This is a genomic window from Nocardioides dokdonensis FR1436 (genome assembly GCF_001653335.1).
Lineage (GTDB): Bacteria > Actinomycetota > Actinomycetes > Propionibacteriales > Nocardioidaceae > Nocardioides > Nocardioides dokdonensis.
In genome coordinates, this window is the sequence record NZ_CP015079.1 from 1,252,244 (window position 1) to 1,270,155 (window position 17,912).

Here is a 17,912-nt window from a genome sequence, read left to right on the forward strand (position 1 = left end):
CCGCCCGGGCGGGGCAGGAGGAACCTAGGATCGAGCCGTGGCCCGCCCCCGTTCCCGGCTCGTCGCGCTCCTGGCCGTCGCCGGGCTGGCGCTCACGAGCGTCCCGTCGCAGGCCGGCGCGCCCCCGCGGGTCGAGCGCGACCCACGCAGGGAGCTCGGTCTCTTCGTCGACCCGAAGATGCCCGCGGCTCAGGAGGGCGCGGCGTACGTCGACATCGCCCGGCGCCCGCAGGCGCTGTGGCTCTCGAACGAGTACTACCCGCGCGAGCAGGTCGCCGACGTCGTGCGGGCCTACACCTCGCGCGCCGCGGAGGCCGGCAAGACCCCGATGCTGGTCGTCTACGCCATCCCCGACCGGGACTGCGGCCAGCACTCCTCCGGCGGCCTGCCCGGCGCCGCCGCCTACCAGGCCTGGGTCGCGGAGGTGGCGGCCGGCATCCGGGGCAGCAAGCCGATCCTGGTCCTGGAGCCCGACGCCATCGGCTTCTACGGCCACAGCGAGTGCACCAACGGGCGGAAGCGACTGCGGCTGCTGCGCAACGCCGTACGCCGGCTGAGCGCGGCCGGCGCGTGGGTCTACCTCGACGCCGGCCACTCCGGCTGGACGCCGTACGCCGACCGCGCCCGGCTGCTGAGGACGGCCGGGGTCGGCCTGGGTCGCGGCATCAGCACCAACGTGTCCAACTTCCGGCGCCTCGGCGCGGAGAAGGCGTATGCGGAGCTGCTGCTGCGCCAGCTGCGCCAGGACGGCGTGAAGGGGGTCAAGTACGTCGTGGACACCTCGCGCAACGGGGCGCGCCGCCCCGTCGACGGCGACGTCATCAACCCCACGTGGGCGCGGCTGGGCAAGGCGCCGCGACTGCGCTTCCAGGGCCGCTTCGACGGAACCCTCTGGGTCAAGCACCCGGGCGAGTCCGACGGCCCGGTCAACGGCGGACCGGCCTCGGGCCAGTGGTGCGACCTGCTCGCCGACCGGCTGCTGGGCAACGACGGCCCCGGCGGCTGCTGACGCGTGAGGGGCTACCAGCCCCAGCTGCCCGGGACGCCCTTGAACGGGCCGACCACCCGACTCGTGATCCAGCCGCCGTAGAAGCCGCCCTCCTGGGCGACGACGACCTCGCCGTCGACCCGGCAGGCACCCATCGCCGCCGGGCTCACCGCCACGGCGTCGGCCAGCGCCGCGAACCTCGGCGTCGGTGCGGGGTAGGTCCACGCGGCCCGCTCCGCGACCACCGGTCGGCCGTCGGGGCCGGCTCCGCCGACGACGTCGAAGTACGACGCCCGGCCCTTCCACTCGCACGCCGACGATCCCTCAGCCGGGCGCAGCGCCCCGTCGAGGAACGCCGTGCGCGGCAGGTAGTAGGTCGGCGGGTGACTGGTCTCGAGGACCCGCCACGAACGGGTCGTGCGCGCCACCACGAGACCACCGAGCTCGACCTCGACGCTCTCGGTGGACTCCTGCAGGTCCGGCGGGCGCGGGTAGTCCCACACGGACTCCTGGCCGGGTCCGGCCTTCTCGGGTCGTGGACGCACGCAGCCGGGGCTCAGGCCCCGTCGGCGACGGGCTCGGTCGACTGGGTCTCGGCGGGCCGGCTCTCATCGGGCCGGCTTTCATCGGGCTTGCTCTCATCGGGCTGGGGAGCCGGCGGGCCGTCGGCCTCGGCCCGCAGGTGCATGAGGCCGAGCGCGTCGCGCAGGTCCTCCGCGCTCTGGTACGTCTGCGGAGCCTGGTCGATGAGCACGCCCGCCCAGGTGGGCTCGTCGACCAGCACGTCGCTGCCGAAGTACTCCTCGATGGCCGCCGTCGCGCCCTGCGTGTCGAGTGTCATGTGGACACCCTGCCAGGTCACAAGGGGTGAGGACGGTCCCCGTCCCGTTTTTGGGGGACCGTGCCACCGCGCGCACCACCCGTAGGGATGGCCGGGCGAGGGTGCGGACGCGGTAGGCATGGGGGTCCCGTCCGCACCGTCGAGAGGCCCGTCGTGCCCCAGAGCCAGTCCTCCCCCACCGAGGAGCTCGCCCCGCACGTGATGGTGCTCTTCGGCGCCACCGGAGACCTGGCGGCGCGCAAGCTCTTCCCCGGCCTCTACCGCCTCGCCGCACAGGGCCGGCTGCCCGAGCGGTACGCCGTCATCGGCAGCGGCCGGCACTCCCCCGGCACCGACGACGAGTTCCGCCAGCAGGTGCGCGAGGGTCTCGAGGCCACGGTCGACGACCTGGACGCCCAGGTGGCCGACGCGCTGCTGGAGCGGGTGTCGTTCTGCACCTCCGACGCCGACGACGGCGCCGACCTCGCGGCCGCCGTCCGCGCGGCCGAGGAGTCCTGCACCGCGGGCTCCGACGCCGCCGGCACCGAGGACGTACGCCGCCTCGTCTACCTCTCGGTGCCCCCCGGGGCGATGGCCGGGATGATCGCGATGCTGGGGCGCGAGGATCTCACCGAGCGGGCGCGCCTGGTGGTCGAGAAGCCGTTCGGGCTCGACCTGCGGTCCTCCCGCGACCTCGACGCGGCTCTCAAGGAGGTCGCCGACGAGGAGCAGGTCTTCCGCATCGACCACTTCCTGGGCAAGGAGGCGGTGCAGAACATCCTGGCGCTGCGCTTCGCCAACGGGCTGTTCGAGCCGGCGTGGAACCACCGCCACATCGAGTCGGTCCAGATCGACGTGCCCGAGGACCTGGGGCTCGAGGGCCGCGGCAGCTTCTACGAGTCGACCGGTGCGCTGCGCGACATGATCTCCACGCACCTGGCGCAGCTGCTGGGGTTCGTGGCCCTGGAGGAGGCCTGCCGCTTCGACGCCGACGAGCTGCGCGACGCCAAGGCCGCGGTGTTCGCGGCGATGCGTCCCCTCGACCCCGCGCGCGCGGTGTTCGGGCAGTTCGAGGGCTACCGCGACGACGAGGACGTCGACGGCGACTCCGAGGTGGAGACGTTCGTGGCCCTCGAGGCCTGGGTCGACAACGACCGCTGGCGCGACGTGCCGTTCTACCTGCGCACCGGCAAGGCGATGGCGCAGGGACGGCGCACCATCACGCTGCGCTTCCGCACCCCGCACACCGAGATCTTCAACGGCTCGGTGGCGTGCAACGAGCTGGTGCTCGAGCTGACCGACCAGCCGCAGGTGCACGTGGAGCTGCAGGCCAAGAAGCCCGGCCCCGACATGGACCTGGTCAAGGCCACGATGAGCCTCGACTTCGCCGAGGACGTCGAGGAGGGCGACCCCCTGGAGGCCTACGAGCGGCTGCTGCTCGACGTGCTGCGCGGAGAGCGCACGCTCTTCACCCGCGCCGACGAGGTGGACCGGATCTGGCAGGTCGTCCAGCCGCTGCTCGACGACCCGCCGCCGGTGCAGTCCTACGAGCAGGGGTCGTGGGGGCCGCAGGACGCGCTCGACCTGCCGCTGGGCAGCTGGCACCTGGGCCGCTGAGCGGGCTCAGCGGGCGTTCTCGCGCAGGGTCGCACCCCGCGCGCCGCGGACGGTGAGCACCGCGCTGGCCAGCGCGACCGCCCCGAAGAGCACCGCGGTCACCAGCGCCAGCAGCGCGAGCCGCAGCGGGTCCACCGCAGCGACCAGCGCGGGCGTGGAGAGCGTCTCGGCGTAGCCGAGGGTCACGGTGCGCAGGACGACGTACTGCGCCAGCGCGCCGGCGGCCAGCCCTGCGACGGCCGTGCTGCCCAGCACCACCGCCAGCTCGCGCACCACCGCCGACATCACCTCGCGCCGCGAGACCCCCACGACGCGCAGCGAGGCGGCGTCCCGGCGCCGCGAGGGCAGCTGCACCGCGGTGCTGACGGCCAGCGCGGCGACCGCCATCACCAGCACCAGCGCCGCCACGACGGCGTAGAGCCGCAGCGCGAGCGCGTAGGCCTCGCCGTCGAGCCCGGCACGCACGTCGGCGTACGTGCGGTCGACCGACAGCCCGGCCGCGCGCAGCTCGGCGCTGACCGCCGCCGGGGTGTCGGCGCGCGCCAGCACCACGACCTCGGAGGAGTCCTGGTCGTAGACCTCGCGATCGGCGCTGATCATGTCGTAGTCGATGAGCAGCCCCCGCGGGCCGAGCAGCGGGACGCTGCCCGCCTCGACGACGGGGTCGACGGCGAACGTCAGCGGCGAGCTGGTCGAGAAGGCGTTGGGATCGGGCTCGGTGCGGGCCTCGGCCCCGCGCACCACCGGCAGCGCCTCGGGCAGGTCCCCGGTGGTGAGCTGGAGGATCGCGGGCTCGTCGGCCGCGGCCTCGATGCGCAGCTCGCCGGCCTCGACCTCGACGGAGGTGATCGCGTCGGGGGCCGAGGCGTCCGGCGCCACGTCCCAGCCGGCGCCGGTGATCGCGTCGACGGGCTCGCCGTCCATGCGCAGGTCGGCGAGGGTGATCGTGCCCTCGACGGTGGTCTTCAACGCGGCCGGACCACCGATCGTCAGTCCCTCGAGCCGGCACCCCTCCCGGCAGGCCCGGACGTCGGCCACGAGCGTGGTGCGCCCCGGCGGCGCCGGGCCGAGGTAGGCGAACCCGACGTCGCCCTGCGCGCTCACCAGCCGCAGCCGCAGCGTCAGCTCGTCGCCGGTGCGGGCCCGGTGGTCGACGTCGACGGTGAGCCGGCGCCCGGTGAGGACCGGCGCGGGAGCGCGCGGGCGCAGCAGCCCGGCGATCTCGTCGGTCGACGTGCCGGGGGTCCACTGGCCCGACCACTGCGCGACCCGCGTCAACCGGGCGGTGTCGGCGACGGTGAAGACCGGCCCGGTGCTCGACAGGGTGCCCGCGGCCATCAGCCAGCGGCCGTCGGGGTCGGCGGCCCGGCTCAGCGCCACGGTGCGGCTCAGCGGCAGGTCGGAGGCCCACACGACCGCGGCGGGCGCCCGGGTCGCCGCGACGCTGGCCCGCCACTGCGACGCCGAGTCGTAGATGCCGGCCCCGAAGACGCAGATGGCGATCGCGGCGGTCACCGGCAGGATCACCAGGGTGCCCTCGCGGCGCCGGCTCAGCGTCCGCGCCGCCACGAAGGTCGGCAGCGAACGGCTGCGGGGCCCGCGCCGGGTCCACCAGCCGGCGAGCGCGGCGGTCCCGCGCGCCCCGGCCAGCCCCGCGACGACGGCCAGCAGCACCGGCAGCACCAGGTCGGTCACGTCCGGCTCGCCCGGCTTCCCGGCCGACAGCTTGCTGAGCAGCACCAGGAGGGTGGCGCCCACGAGGACGAGCTGGGCGACGACGGCGCCCCGTCGTGCGCGCGTGGGTCGGCGTACGCCGGTCAGCTGCTCGGCGAGGTCGACGCGCAGCACCAGCCCGATCGCGACGACGGCGACCAGCGCCGCTGCGAGGCCGACCCCCAGACCCAGCACGAGCGAGGTCCACGGCAGCGGCAGCGGCAGCCCGGGCACCAGCCACGACTCGACGAGCAGCCACGAGCCGCCCAGGCCCAGCGCTCCCCCGAGGGGCACCGCGAGGGCGAGCAGGACCAGCGGCTCGGAGAGACCCAGCGCCCACATCCGGTGACGGGGCAGACCGCGCAGGGACGCCAGCGCCAGCTCGGGCAGCCGCAGGTCCGCGGCGGCGGTGAGCAGCCGCAGGAGCAGCGCGAGCGCGACCAGGACCAGCGAGAGCACCGCCGGGGAGACCGAGCTGCGGGCGGTGGCCTGCTGGGCCCGGACCTCGGCGGCCACCCCGTCGATGTCGTTGATCGAACGGGACTCGAAGCTCCCGCTGTCCACCTGGACCTCGAGGTCCTCCTGGGCGGCGGCCACCGCTCGCACCCGGTCGAGCCCGGCGATGTCGAGGTCGGCGGGCGGCTCGAGGCGGCGGTCGACGAGGACGTCGTAGCCCACCCCGACGAGCCGCTCGGAGAAGGTGTCGTAGCCGGTCAGCAGCGGCGCCGGGCGGTAGGGCTGGCTGCTCGGCGGCGGGGTCGGCGTGCGGGAGGAGAAGCGGGACAGGTCGAACCACCAGTCCGCCTCATCCGGGCGTTCGGGCCCGGGCACGGTGTAGAGCCCGACGACCTCCAGCCGTCCGGTGCCCTCCACGTCGAGGGTCGAGCCGGGGCCGAGGTCGGTCAGCTCGCCGTCGCCGGCCAGCATCAGCACCTCACCGGGAGCGCTCGGGCAGCGGCCCTCGATCTCGAGGTGGTCGCAGTAGCCCTCCTTGGCCGCCAGCCGCACCAGCCCGCCCAGGCCCGCTGTCTCGTCGGAGCGCAGGAAGGTCTGCGGCGCCACGTAGGTGTCGCCCGCACCGGACCCGGCCTCCTGCGCCAGCTCGGTGGCCTCCGCCGCGGCCGCGGCCGGGTCGGTGCCGCCGGGCGGCCGGTAGGCCCAGCTCAGGCCGGTGAGGTTGTTCGGGGCGTCGGCGAGCCGGGTGACGAGGTAGGAGTTCGTCACCGCGTCCTGGAAGACCGGGCCGAGCACCGCCGAGCCGACGGCCAGGGCGGTGAGCAGCACGGAGCCCACCGAGAGCAGCAGGCGTGCACGCAGGCCGCGCAGCACCGTCGCGAGGAGCGTCCTCATCGCTGGGCCTCCTCGCGCAGGATCGCGGGCCGGGAACGTTCCCGGCTGGGTCGGCGACCGCGGCCCACGACGAGCGCCACGGCGACGGCGACGCCCGCCCCGAGACCCAGCACCGGCCACGGGTCGACCGAGGTGCGCAGGGGCACGGCATGGGTCGGGACCTCGACGAGCGTCAGGTCGCCCAGCAGCCACAGCACCGCGGCCGCGGAGCCGAGCACGGCGGCGACGACCGAGACCACGCAGAGCCCGGCGACCTCGAGGCGGCCGGCCCCGCGGAGGCGGCGTACGTCGAGGCCGACCACGCGCAGCGCAGCCATGTCGCGCAGCCACGCGGGCCGCTCGCGGGCGACGGCGGTGCTCAGCACGAGGAGCGCGACGAGGAGCGAGAAGCCGGCCATCAGCAGGTAGACCCGGGCCTGCGCCGCGCCGGTGTCGTCGCTCACCGCGGCGCGCACGTCCTCCAGGCTGCGCAGCTCGCCGCCGGTCTCCTCGAGCACCGCGTCGAGGACGGCGGCGGGCGCGTCCGCGCGCGCCAGGACCATCACCTGGGCCAGGGGGACGGTCGGCGGGGAGCCCTGCACCGCCCGCGGCAGGTCGGCCAGCACCCCGTCGCCCTGCACCAGCGGCAGGCCGGGCGTCCGGGCCACGACGTCGGCGGCCAGGTCGGCCCCGCCCGGCGAGTCGAGCACCGGCGCACCCTCCCAGGTCGCGGTGCGGGTGGCCAGGACCGGCACCGACGACGTGTCGGGGGTCGGCACGGCGACCAGCGGGGTGCTCGAGGTGAGCGCCAGCAGACCACCCGCGACCGGGACCGGTCCGCCGGGGCGGTCGCCGCGGGTCTCCGCGGCGGGCGACCAGCCGCGCTCGAGGAGGTCGGAGCCACCGAGCACGAGCGAGTCGAGGGTCCACGGCAGCGCGCTGTCGCCCGGGAGCCGCTGCAGGGTGAGCGCCACCGGCGTGCAGCCCGCCGCGCAGTCGACGGGCACCGCCACCGTGTCGGAGCCGCCGTCGAGGTCGATCTCGAGGCGGAGCCGGACCTGCCGGGACGCGCCGTCGGCAGCCCGCAGGGTGGCCACCACCTGGGGCCGCATCCGGCCCTTGAGGCGGCGGCTCACGCCGCGCACCGTGGCGACCAGCTCCTCGCCCTCGACGGGGCCGGAGGCGGCCGTCTGCTCGGCGACGAGCTCGTCGACCACCGACCCGACCGCGGCCGCGGCGGTGTCGTCGTAGAAGTCGCCCAGCACGGCGTCGAAGCGGGCCAGGTCGAGGAAGGCGCGCCGGGCGGCCACGCTGCCCTCGCCGGGCACCAGCACGGCCGCCATCAGGTCGGTGCCGTCGGGGTCGAGGCGCCGGGTCAGCGCCAGGGCGCCCTCGGCGTCGGTCTCGAGGTCGATGCGCAGCGGGGCGCCGGCGACCAGGCGGGCGGTCTGGTCGGTCCACCGCTCGACCTGCGTGGCGGCGGTGAGCGCGACCCCGGCGACGACCGCGGCGGCCACGAGCACCCGCACCGACCCGGCGGCCCCGGCGACCCGGTCGAGCCGTCGGGCGGCGAGGAACCCGGCCAGTCCCGCGCGGTGCCCGCGTCGGCGCACCCACACCCGCGCGAGGGCCCGCAGCACCCACAGCGCCGCGGCGCCCGCGGCGAGACCGAGGAGGGCGGGACCGGCGAGCACCACGAGGTCGGGGCGACCGGTCGCGGCGCCCGTCCGCGGGTCGGGGCCCACGGAGCTGCGGTAGACCGCGACCGCCGCACCCACGACCACCAGCACCTGGGCGAACGCCGCCGCGACCGACGTACGACGCGGCCTCGCGGTCGTCGTCACCTGGTCGGCCAGCGGTTCGCGCAGCGCCGCGGTCATCCCGACCATCAGCGCCCCGAGCGCCACCAGCACCACCAGCAGCGCGGCGACGAGCGCGTCCGCACCGACCAGGGGTCCGGGGTCGCTGAGCCAGGCGCGCGCGGTGACGTGGGCGACGACCAGGCCGAGCCCGCCCCCGAGCAGGCCGCCGAGCACGAGCACCACGAGCGGCTCGAGCGCCATCAGGACGAAGAGCGCGCCACCGTCGAGGCCCCGCAGCCGGGCCAGCGCGATCTCCCCCCGGCGCGCCCTCGCGAGCTCGCTGCCCGTGGCGGGCACCGCGACGAGCGCGACGACCAGCAGCGGCACCGCCAGTGCGCCGGAGGTGCCGGCGGACTCGGAGAAGCCCAGCACGGCGACCACTCCGGCGACCACCACGGTCGTGAGCAGCAGCAGCGGCAGCAGGGTGCCGCGTCGCGACCAGGCACCGCGCAGGGTCCGGGCCAGGTCGCGCCTCACCGGCCGTCCGGCGGGCGCCGGAAGGCGGAGTCGTCGACGGCCCCCGCAGGCCGCGCCGGGACGACCGGCCCGAGCGGCTCGACCGGCGGCTCGCCGGGCAGGGACTCCTGGGAGGCCTCCTGGGGACTCGGCGCGGGCTCCACCGGGTGCCCGGGCAGGTGCACCGGCTCGGTGTGGTCGACCAACCTGCCGTCGTCGAGGGAGTGGTGGCGGTCGCAGGCCTCGACCACCGCCGGGTCGTGGGTGGCCACGACCACCACGGCCCCACGGTCGGCCTCGCGACGCAGCTCGGCGAGGACCAGGGCCCGGTTGCCCTCGTCGAGCTCGCTGGTCGGTTCGTCGGCGAGCAGCACCCCGGCACCCACGCACAGCCCGCGGGCCAGCGCCACGCGCTGCATCTGACCGCCCGAGAGCTCCTCCACCTGGCGGTCGGCGAGGTCACCGATGTGGAAGCGGGCCAGCGCTTCGTGCGCCTGCGCGTCGGCCTCGGCCGGTGCGACGCCGCGGGCCCGCAGCGCCACCGACACGTTCTCGCTCGCCGACAGGATCGGGACCAGTCCGTAGACCTGGAGCACGAACGCGACCTCGGGCCGCGGGTCGCCCGTGCCGCGCCAGGTGGGCGCGCCGTCGTACGTCACCTCACCGGCGCTGGGCCGGAGCAGCCCGCCGACGATCGAGAGCAGCGTGGTCTTGCCCGAGCCGCTGGGCCCGGACAGCGCGGTCAGCTCACCGGCGCGCAGGACCAGGTCGATGTCCTCGAGCAGCGGGCGGTCCACCTCGTAGCGCACGCCGCGCACGTGGACGTCGCTCATCCGCCCTCCTCGGGGGGCCGGGAGACGACGAGGCGGTCGCGGCCGTCCTGGGGCTCCGGCTCGATGCGCACCAGCGTGCCCTGCGGCCACTGGCCGGCCAGGTGCGAGGGCAGGTGCACGACACCCTCGGCGCCGATGACGACGTACTCGGCGCCGTCGCGGCCCTCCAGGCCCACGCGCCCGCCCTTCATGGTCACCGTGCGGGGGAACGTCGCCGCCACCTCGGGCTGGTGGGTCACCACGATGATGGTGGTGCCGAGCTCGTCGCCGAGGTCGTGGACCAGCCCGATCACCGCGTCGCGGTCCTCGTGGGAGAGCTGGCTGGTGGGCTCGTCGGCGAGCAGCAGCTGCGGCGAGGTCGAGACCGCGCAGGCCAGGGCGAGGCGCTGGCGCTGGCCGCCCGACATGGTGGCGACGACCTGGTCGGCCACGCTCTCGAGCCCGACCCGGGCCAGCAGCGCGGTCTCCGGCACCGCCTGCCTGCGCTCGGCCGAGGTCAGCGCGAGCCGGGCGAACGCGACGTTCTGGCGGGCGGTCGCGTAGGACAGCAGGTTGCGGGTGGCGCCCTGCAGCATGGTGCTGACCCGGCGCGAGCGCAGTCGTGCGAGCTGGGGCTCGGGCAGCCGAGAGATCTCGTGCTCGCCGAGGAAGATCCGGCCGGCGCTGGGCTTCTGGATGCCGCCCAGCAGCGTCAGCAGCGTCGACTTGCCGGAGCCGGAGGGACCGAGGAACGCCACCCGCTCCCCGGGGCGCACCGCGAGGTCGACGCCCTGCAGCGCGACGACGTCGTGGCCCTCGAAGGTGCGGTAGAGGTGCACCACCCCGGTGCACCGCACCCCGATACCTCCGGGGTGGGTCGGCTCCCCGATGTCCACACCGGGTTCGAGCACCGTCACCTGGGACCTCCCCATCTCCGCGGGACAGCAGACCCCACCGTCGGCGGGTGGCGCAACACCGCCGGCGCTTCGTTAAGGACCTGTGACTCCTGGGGTTCACGCCGGGGCGTACCTTCTGCCCTCGTGGGAGAGCGGATGCGGGGGTTGCTGGCCGACACCCGGCCCCTGCGCAACGACCACTTCCGTCGGCTGTGGGTGGCCAACATCGTCACCGTCGTCGGCGCCCAGCTGACCGTCGTGGCGGTGCCGGCGCAGATCTACGCCGACACCGGCTCGTCGGCGTACGTCGGGCTGACCGGGCTCTTCGGGCTCGTGCCCCTCGTCGTCTTCGGCCTGTACGGCGGCGCGCTCGCCGACGTCTTCGACCGCCGCAGCATCCTGCGGGTCACCACCGTCGGGCTGATCGCGACCAGTGCGCTGTTCGCGGTGCAGGCCTTCGCCGGGTCCACGAACGTGTGGCTGCTGCTGTGCCTCTTCGCCCTCCAGCAAGCCTTCTTCGCGGTCAACCAACCGACCCGCAGCGCGGTGCTGCCCAAGCTGCTGGCCCCCGACCTGCTCCCGGCGGCGAACTCGCTCAACATGACGGTCTTCCAGGCCGGCGCGATCGCCGGGCCGCTGGTCGCCGGCGTCCTGATCCCGTTCACGGGCTTCGCCTGGCTCTACGCCGTCGACACGCTGACCCTCTTCGCCACCCTGGGCGCGGTGCTGCGGCTGCCGGCGCTGGCCGTCGAGGGAGCGGCCACCCAGGTCCCGGGCGTGCGGGCGGTCATCGACGGCTTCACCTACCTGCGCTCCCAGCCGGTGCTGCTGATGTCGTTCGTCGTCGATCTCATCGCCATGGTCTTCGGGATGCCGCGGGCGCTCTTCCCCGAGATCGCGGCCGTCGACTTCGACGGGCCCGGTGAGGGCGGGCTGGTCTTCGCCCTGCTCTTCGCGGCGATCCCCGCGGGGGCCGTGCTCGGCGGCGTCTTCAGCGGCTGGGTCTCGCGGATCTCGCGCCAGGGCCTCGCGGTGGTGCTGTGCATCCTCGTCTGGGGCGCCGCGATGGCCGGCTTCGGACTGGCCGTGGTGCTCGCCGAGCAGTGGCGCACGCCGATGCTGCTCCTCGCGCTGCTGATGCTGGTGGTCGGCGGGGCCGCCGACATGGTCTCGGCGGCCTTCCGCACCTCGATGCTCCAGAGCGCCGCCACCGACGCGATGCGCGGTCGCCTCCAGGGCGTCTTCATCGTCGTGGTCGCCGGCGGGCCGCGGGTCGCCGACGTCCTGCACGGCGCCACCGCCGCGAGCGTCGGCGCCGGCGCGGCCGCGGCCGGGGGCGGAGTGCTGGTCGTGGTCGGCACCGTGGTCGCCGCGCTGGTGGTGCCGTCGTTCGTGCGCTACCGCATCACCCGCACCCCTCCCACGGCGGCGGTGCGTGAGGGATGATGCGGGCGTGGAGGATGATGAGCGCGTGAACGCGGTCAGTGACGCCCCTCTGCTCGATCCCGACATCGACGTCGACGAGCTCGGCGCCCACCTGCGCTCGCTGGCCTACCGGATGCTCGGCTCACCGGGTGAGGCCGACCGGGTCGTGGCCGAGGCCTGGCAGCGCCGCCAGGGCGCCGCGCCGGGCAGCGTGCTCGACGAGCGCACCTGGTTGAGCATCGTGGTCGCCCGCCTGAGCCTGCAGCGGCTCCGGTCGCCGGTCCACGACCACGCGCCCGCGCCCGACGACGAGGCGGTCGCGGTGCCGCTGAGCGAGCCCCAGGAGCCCGTCGACCCGTTCCAGGAGGCCGACGCCGCCGCGCTGCGCGAGGCCGTCGACCCCGACCTGCTGGCCGCGCTCGAGCGGCTGGCGCCGGCCGAACGGGTCGCCTTCGTGCTGCACGACCTCTACGACTGGCACTTCGAGGACGTCGCCGGTGCCCTCGGGCGCACCCCGGTGGCGGCCCGCGAGCTGGCGATCCGGGGTCGGTGCGCGGTCCAGGCGGGCAGCGACGACGAGGCCGCCGGCGCGGCCGCCGGAGCCCGGGCCCGCCAGCTCGACGTCGTCCGGGCCTTCGTCGAGGCCGCTCGCGGGGACGACCCCGCCGCGATGGCCGCCCCGCTGCACCCGGAGGTGCGGCTGCGGGCCGACGGTGCCGCGATCGGGCTCGGCGCCGAGGCGATCGTGGAGGGTGCACCCGCCGTCGCCGCGCACCTCGCCGAGCACGTCGCCGACCTGCGCCCCGCGCTCCTCGACGGGTACGCCGCCGCGGTGTGGCGCGAGGACCAGGCGGAGCGGATGGTCGTCGGGTTCACCGTCGAGGACCGACTGGTCCTCGAGATCGACCTGGTCGCCGACCCCGGGATCCTCCCGCTGCTCGACCTCGCCCCGCTGGACCCCCGCGCCTGAGCCGGCGATGAATCCGGTTGTCGGCGCCGGTCTCTAGGCTGCAAGGTCGAGAGGCACCCGGCGCGGTGCCGACGAGAGGACAGCAGATGGTGGACATGATCTCCGCGACCGGCCTGGTCAAGAGGTACAAGGACGTGGTGGCCCTCGCGGGGCTCGACCTCGCCGTCCCGGAGGGGCGGGTGCTGGCCCTGCTCGGGCCCAACGGGGCCGGCAAGACCACCGCGGTGCGGGTGCTGACCACGCTGCTCAAGGCCGACGAGGGCACCGCCCACGTGGCCGGCGTCGACGTGGCGGCCGACCCCGACGGCGTCCGCGCCCGGATCGGGCTGTCGGGGCAGTACGCCGCGGTCGACGAGCACCTGACCGGCTACGAGAACCTCGAGATGGTGGGCCGGCTCTACGGCCTGGGTCGCACCCGCTCCCGCGAGCGGGCCCGCGAGCTCCTCGAGCGCTTCGACCTCGTCGACGCCGGCGACCGGCCCTCCAAGACCTACTCCGGCGGGATGCGGCGTCGTCTCGACCTGGCCGGCTCGCTGGTGGCCGCGCCGCCGGTGCTGGTCCTGGACGAGCCCACGACCGGGCTGGACCCCCACGGCCGGGTGCAGATGTGGGACGTCATCCGCGAGCTGGTCAGCGACGGGGCCACCCTGCTGCTCACCACCCAGTACCTGGAGGAGGCCGACCGGCTCGCCGACGAGATCATCGTCATCGACCACGGCCGCGCGATCGCCCGCGGCACGGCCGACGAGCTGAAGTCGCAGACCGGCGGCGAGCGCGTCGAGCTCGTCCTGGCCCACGCCTCCGACCGGGAGGCCGCCACCCGGCTGCTGGGCGACGTCGCGATCGGCGAGGTCGGCGTCGCCGAGAACGGACGCGAGCTGACCGCCGCCGTCGACGGCGGGGTGGGCGCGCTGCGCCGGGTCCTGGAGGGCCTCGAGACGCAGGGGCTCGCGGTCCTGGACATCGGGCTGCGACGCCCCACCCTCGACGACGTGTTCCTCACCCTGACCGGCCACGCGGCCGAGAAGGACCCCACCGACGAGCCGTCCGAGGCCCTCACCGCGACCCAGGAGGCCACCCGATGAGCACCACCAGCCGGATCCCCGAGCCCACCCCGGTCGTCGCCCGCCCCCACGGGACGGTGCGCGCACTCAGCGACGGCTGGATCGTGGCGAAGCGCAACCTCATCAAGATCAAGCGCGTCCCCGAGGTGCTGATCTTCGTGCTGATCAGCCCGATCATGTTCGTGCTGCTCTTCGCGTTCGTCTTCGGCGGGGCGATCGATCCCGAGGGCGCGGTCAGCTACCGCGAGTTCCTCATCGGCGGCATCTTCGCCCAGACCGTCGTCTTCGGTGCCACGTTCACCGGCGCCGGCCTGGCCGAGGACATGCAGAAGGGCATCATCGACCGGTTCCGCTCGCTGCCGATGTCGCGATCCGCGGTGCTCGTGGGCCGCACGACCTCCGACGTCGTCTACAACGTGCTGTCGTTGATCATCATGGCGCTGACCGGGCTGCTGGTCGGGTGGCGCATCCGCGAGGGCGCCTTCGACGCACTGCTCGGCTTCGCGCTGCTGCTGGTCTTCGCCTACGCGATCAGCTGGGTGATGGCCTACGTCGGGCTGCTGGTGCCCTCGGTCGAGGTCATCAACAACGCCTCGTTCATCGTCATCATGCCGCTGACGTTCGTCTCGAACGCCTTCGTGCCGCTGAGCTCCTTCGACGGCGTGCTGCGCCAGTTCGTGCTGTGGAACCCGGTCTCGGCGCTGACCCAGGCCAGCCGCGAGCTGTTCGGCAACATCGACCCCTCCACCCCGCTGCCCGACGCCTGGTCGATGCAGCACCCGGCGCTCTACACCTTGCTCTGGGTGGTGCTGATCCTGCTGGTCTTCGTGCCGCTCTCCACCCGCCAGTTCGCCCGCGCCTCCTCCTGACCCGGCCCGGATATCTCGCCGAGTCGGCGCAGATGTCCGGTCCAGTCGGCGCACATCGTCCGTTCCCTGCCCGGCTGATCCCGGGCGAGATCTGCGCCGGGTGGACGCGACATCTGGGCCGGGTGGACGCGACATCTGGGCCGGGTCGCGCTCAGCGACGCAGGAGCAGCACCCGGTCGTCGCCGTCACGGACCTCGCCGCGGCCGTCGGTGTTGGAGGTCGCCAGGAGGAGGCCGCTCTCCCCCGGGCCGCCGTCGCGGGGCAGGGCGAGGACGCTGCGCAGCCGACCGAGCTCGCCGGCGTAGTGGCCCACCGGCTGCTCGACCAGGTCGGCGGAGGGCTGGTCCGAGGCCGAGGCACCCGTCAGCGGTACCTCCCACAGCCGCTCGCCGCGCAGGGCCGCCATCCACAGCGACCCGTCCCAGAAGGCCAGGCCCGAGGGTGAGGCGTCGGCGGTGCTCCAGACGACCACGGGGTCGGTGAGGCCGGCCTCGCCTCCGCTGCCCTCGACCTGCGGCCACCCGTAGTTGGCACCCGCCTCGATCAGGTTGAGCTCGTCGTAGGCGTTCGCCCCGAACTCCGAGGCCCACAGCCGGCCCTGGTCGTCGAAGGCGAGCCCCTCGACGTTGCGGTGGCCGTAGCTGAAGACCTCGTTGTCGAAAGGGTTGCCGGGGGCGGGACGTCCGTCGAGGCCCAACCGCAGCACCTTGCCGGAGAGGGAGCCGGTGTCCTGTGCGGACCCGGGGACGCCGTTGTCACCGGTCCCCACGTAGAGCAGCTCGTCGGGCCCGATGACCAGCCGCCCGCCCTGGTGGAAGCCGGCACCTCCGGGGATGCCCTCCAGCAGCACCACGGGCTCGCCCAGCCGCTCACCGTCCCAGGGCATCGAGACGATCCTGCTGGTCGCCTCGACGGTGTAGTAGGCCAGCAGCGCCGACTCGTCGGGCGTCAGCGCCAGGCCCAGGAGGCCCGCCTCGCCACCCGGCACGACGTCGGGCAGCGTCCGCAGTGCCTCGGTCTCGCCGGTGGCAGGTTCCAGGCGCAGGAGCCGTCCGGTGTCCCGCTCGCTGAGCAGCACGGTCCCCTCCCGGGTCGCGGCCAGGCCCCAGGGGCTGGTCAGCCCGGTGCTGATCTCCTCGGACGAGAGCCCCGCCGCGTCCCCTGGGGCGAGGTCGTCGGCCGGCGAGCCGGTGCGGGTCGTGGCGCTGGGGGCGTTCGCGCGCTGCCCGGGGTCCGGGTCGCCGCCACAGCCGACCAGGAGCGACGTCACCAGGGCGACGAGACCGAGCGAGCGGCCTACGGGACGGATCACGGCCCCAGCGTGCCAGGCCGCTCTCCACCCGTCAGGTCGCCCGCGCCCGCTCCTGACCCGGCGCGACATCTGGGCCGGGTGGGCGCGACATCTGGGCCGGGTCGCGGGTCCGCGCCCGCCCTGACGAGCGGGGAGACCCCCGTGGCTGGAAGAATCGACCCAGCCTGCGGGAGGGACCCCCATGGAGGACATGACGGCGATCCTCGTCGTGGCGCTGCTCGGCGGCATGGCCGCGGCGCTGGTGCGGCTGCCGCCGCTGCTGGGCTTCCTCGTGGCCGGGTTCGTGCTCAACGTGCTCGGGGTCGCCTCGGTGCCGGCGCTCGAGGTCTCGGCCGACCTCGGCGTCACCCTCCTGCTGTTCGGCGTCGGGCTCAAGATCGACCTGCGCCAGCTCGCCCAGCGCGAGGTGTGGGTCACCGCGACCGTGCACATGGTCGCCTCCACCCTGATCGGGGCCGCCGTCGTGGCGGCCATCGGCCTGAGCGGCACCGCCCTGCTCGCGGGCAGCGACTGGCGCACCTGGGTCCTCGTCGGGTTCGCCCTGTCGTTCTCCAGCACCGTCTTCGTGGTCAAGATCCTCGAGGACCGCAGCGCCAGCCGCTCCCTGGGCGGCCGGACCGCCATCGGGGTGCTCGTGGTCCAGGACCTCGCCGCGGTCGCCTACCTGGCCGCCTCCTCCGGGAAGCCGCCGTCCCCCTGGGCCCTGCTGCTGCTGCTCCTGCTGCCCGGGGCGTGGGTGCTGCGCACCGTGCTGGCCCGCATCGGCCACGACGAGCTGCGCCCGCTCTTCGGCCTGGTGCTGGCCCTGGTGCCCGGCTACGCGCTCTTCGAGGCCGTCGGCCTCAAGGGCGACCTGGGTGCCCTGGTCATCGGCATGATGCTGGCCGGCCGGCCCGGCGCGATGGGGCTCGCGAAGAGCATCTTCACCGTCAAGGACCTGCTGCTGGTCGGCTTCTTCGTTTCCATCGGGATCGGCGCCCTGCCCACCCTGGAGCACCTCCTGGTCGCCCTCGTGCTCGTGGTGGTGCTGCTGCCGCTCAAGGCCGTGGGCTTCGCCGCGCTGCTCGGCACCGCCGGGCTGCGACGGCGTACGTCGGTCCTCACCGGCTCCACGCTCGCGAACTTCTCCGAGTTCGGGCTGATCGTGGCGGTCGCGGCCTCGGCCGACGTGCTGGGCGAGGACTGGCTGGCCACCCTGGCCACCGCGATCGCGGCCAGCTTCGTCGTCGGCACCGCCGTGGGCAGGCGCCCTGAGTACCTCGTCAAGGCCCTGTCGCGGCTGGTCCGCGAGCGGCCCGAGCAGCGCCTGCACCCGGAGGACCGGCCGATCGACGTGGGCCACGCCGAGGCGGTGGTGCTCGGGATGGGCCGGGTCGGCCGCGCGGCCTACGACCGGCTCCAGCAGGTCCACGGCCTGGCCACGGTCGGTGTCGAGACCTCCGGCGACCGGGTGGCGCGCCTGGTCGAGGAGGGTGTGGACCTCATCGAGGGCGACGCCACCGACCCGGAGTTCTACGAGCGGCTGCACACCGGTGACGTGCGCGTGGTGCTGCTGGCGATGCCGTTCCACGGCAACAACGTCGACGCGCTCGAGCAGCTGCGCGCAGCCGGTTTCACCGGGACCATCGCCGTCGTCACGCAGTACGACGCCGACCTGCGCCAGGCCCGCGCGCTCGGCGCCCAGACCGGCTTCCAGCTCTACGACGGTGCCGGGGCCGAGCTGGCCGACCTGGCCGCGGAGGCCGCCGGTCTGCGGCTGCGCGACCAGGACTGAGCCAG

14 protein-coding genes are annotated in these 17,912 nt (G+C 74.9%); 7 read left to right on the forward strand and 7 right to left on the reverse strand.

The annotated features are described in order from the left end of the window. The first annotated feature begins 37 nt into the window (after positions 1–37). The gene (locus tag I601_RS05980) at positions 38–1,009 is read left to right on the forward strand and encodes a glycoside hydrolase family 6 protein (RefSeq protein WP_068107382.1); all 972 of its coding nucleotides are present in this window, start codon (positions 38–40) and stop codon (positions 1,007–1,009) included. 11 nt (positions 1,010–1,020) lie between these two features. On the opposite strand, the gene I601_RS05985 is transcribed toward I601_RS05980, so the two are convergent. Both I601_RS05985 and I601_RS05990 read right to left on the reverse strand, forming a co-directional pair. Next, complete coding sequence (locus I601_RS05985) at positions 1,021–1,533, reverse strand: DUF427 domain-containing protein (RefSeq protein WP_068107384.1); 513 nt, start codon at positions 1,531–1,533, stop codon at positions 1,021–1,023. Between the two features lie 11 nt (positions 1,534–1,544). Next, positions 1,545–1,829 (reverse strand): hypothetical protein, encoded by a 285-nt coding sequence (locus I601_RS05990; RefSeq protein ID WP_068107386.1) that lies wholly within the window; start codon positions 1,827–1,829, stop codon positions 1,545–1,547. Positions 1,830–1,982: 153 nt separating this feature from the next. On the opposite strand from I601_RS05990, the gene zwf reads away from it, so the two are divergent. Next, positions 1,983–3,425 (forward strand): glucose-6-phosphate dehydrogenase, encoded by a 1,443-nt coding sequence (zwf, locus tag I601_RS05995; protein WP_237089562.1) that lies wholly within the window; start codon positions 1,983–1,985, stop codon positions 3,423–3,425. Positions 3,426–3,431: 6 nt separating this feature from the next. Here zwf and I601_RS06000 read toward each other — a convergent pair whose 3' ends face one another. The 4 genes from I601_RS06000 to I601_RS06015 are packed head-to-tail and all read right to left on the reverse strand — an operon-like array spanning position 3,432 to position 10,514. After that, entirely contained in the window at positions 3,432–6,488 is a 3,057-nt protein-coding gene (locus I601_RS06000) for an FtsX-like permease family protein (RefSeq protein ID WP_068107388.1), read from the reverse strand. Continuing rightward, a complete protein-coding gene (locus I601_RS06005) occupies positions 6,485–8,806 on the reverse strand; it encodes an FtsX-like permease family protein (RefSeq protein WP_068107391.1) in 2,322 nt (773 codons plus the stop codon). The genes I601_RS06000 and I601_RS06005 overlap by 4 nt, the downstream gene beginning before the upstream one ends. After that, the gene (locus I601_RS06010) at positions 8,803–9,618 is read right to left on the reverse strand and encodes an ABC transporter ATP-binding protein (RefSeq protein WP_068107393.1); all 816 of its coding nucleotides are present in this window, start codon (positions 9,616–9,618) and stop codon (positions 8,803–8,805) included. Before I601_RS06010 ends, I601_RS06005 begins: the two co-directional genes overlap by 4 nt. Next, positions 9,615–10,514, reverse strand: a complete 900-nt coding sequence (locus I601_RS06015; protein ID WP_237089563.1) for an ABC transporter ATP-binding protein — start codon at positions 10,512–10,514, stop codon at positions 9,615–9,617. The genes I601_RS06010 and I601_RS06015 overlap by 4 nt, the downstream gene beginning before the upstream one ends. Positions 10,515–10,637: 123 nt before the next feature. Between I601_RS06015 and I601_RS06020 the strand changes: the two genes are divergently transcribed. The 4 genes from I601_RS06020 to I601_RS06035 all read left to right on the forward strand — a co-directional run bounded on the left by I601_RS06020 (position 10,638) and on the right by I601_RS06035 (position 14,821). Next, the gene (locus I601_RS06020) at positions 10,638–11,939 is read left to right on the forward strand and encodes an MFS transporter (RefSeq protein ID WP_237089564.1); all 1,302 of its coding nucleotides are present in this window, start codon (positions 10,638–10,640) and stop codon (positions 11,937–11,939) included. A gap of 25 nt (positions 11,940–11,964) precedes the next feature. Then, entirely contained in the window at positions 11,965–12,888 is a 924-nt protein-coding gene (locus tag I601_RS06025; RefSeq protein ID WP_084527240.1) for a sigma factor-like helix-turn-helix DNA-binding protein, read from the forward strand. A gap of 95 nt (positions 12,889–12,983) precedes the next feature. Then, on the forward strand, positions 12,984–13,973 hold the full coding sequence (locus tag I601_RS06030; RefSeq protein ID WP_237089565.1) for an ATP-binding cassette domain-containing protein: 990 nt from the start codon (positions 12,984–12,986) through the stop codon (positions 13,971–13,973). Further along, positions 13,970–14,821, forward strand: a complete 852-nt coding sequence (locus tag I601_RS06035) for an ABC transporter permease (protein WP_084527242.1) — start codon at positions 13,970–13,972, stop codon at positions 14,819–14,821. Before I601_RS06030 ends, I601_RS06035 begins: the two co-directional genes overlap by 4 nt. Before the next feature lie 151 nt (positions 14,822–14,972). Here the strand turns inward: I601_RS06035 and I601_RS06040 are convergent, their stop codons facing one another. Next, positions 14,973–16,133: a PQQ-dependent sugar dehydrogenase gene (locus I601_RS06040; RefSeq protein WP_068107400.1), complete on the reverse strand. Its 1,161-nt coding sequence runs from the start codon at positions 16,131–16,133 to the stop codon at positions 14,973–14,975. A 181-nt stretch (positions 16,134–16,314) separates the two neighbouring features. On the opposite strand from I601_RS06040, the gene I601_RS06045 reads away from it, so the two are divergent. Beyond that, positions 16,315–17,907: a cation:proton antiporter family protein gene (locus I601_RS06045; RefSeq protein ID WP_068107401.1), complete on the forward strand. Its 1,593-nt coding sequence runs from the start codon at positions 16,315–16,317 to the stop codon at positions 17,905–17,907. Positions 17,908–17,912: the final 5 nt, after the last annotated feature.

What these genes read in the sequence shown, in the direction of transcription:
- I601_RS05990 (WP_068107386.1), bottom strand. Translation starts at nt 1,829, where the DNA reads ATGACACTCGACACGCAGGGCGCGACGGCGGCCATCGAGGAGTACTTC.
- I601_RS06000 (WP_068107388.1), bottom strand. Translation starts at nt 6,488, where the DNA reads ATGAGGACGCTCCTCGCGACGGTGCTGCGCGGCCTGCGTGCACGCCTG.
- I601_RS06010 (WP_068107393.1), bottom strand. Translation starts at nt 9,618, where the DNA reads ATGAGCGACGTCCACGTGCGCGGCGTGCGCTACGAGGTGGACCGCCCG.
- I601_RS06030 (WP_237089565.1), top strand. Translation starts at nt 12,984, where the DNA reads ATGATCTCCGCGACCGGCCTGGTCAAGAGGTACAAGGACGTGGTGGCC.
- I601_RS06035 (WP_084527242.1), top strand. Translation starts at nt 13,970, where the DNA reads ATGAGCACCACCAGCCGGATCCCCGAGCCCACCCCGGTCGTCGCCCGC.
- I601_RS06045 (WP_068107401.1), top strand. Translation starts at nt 16,315, where the DNA reads ATGGAGGACATGACGGCGATCCTCGTCGTGGCGCTGCTCGGCGGCATG.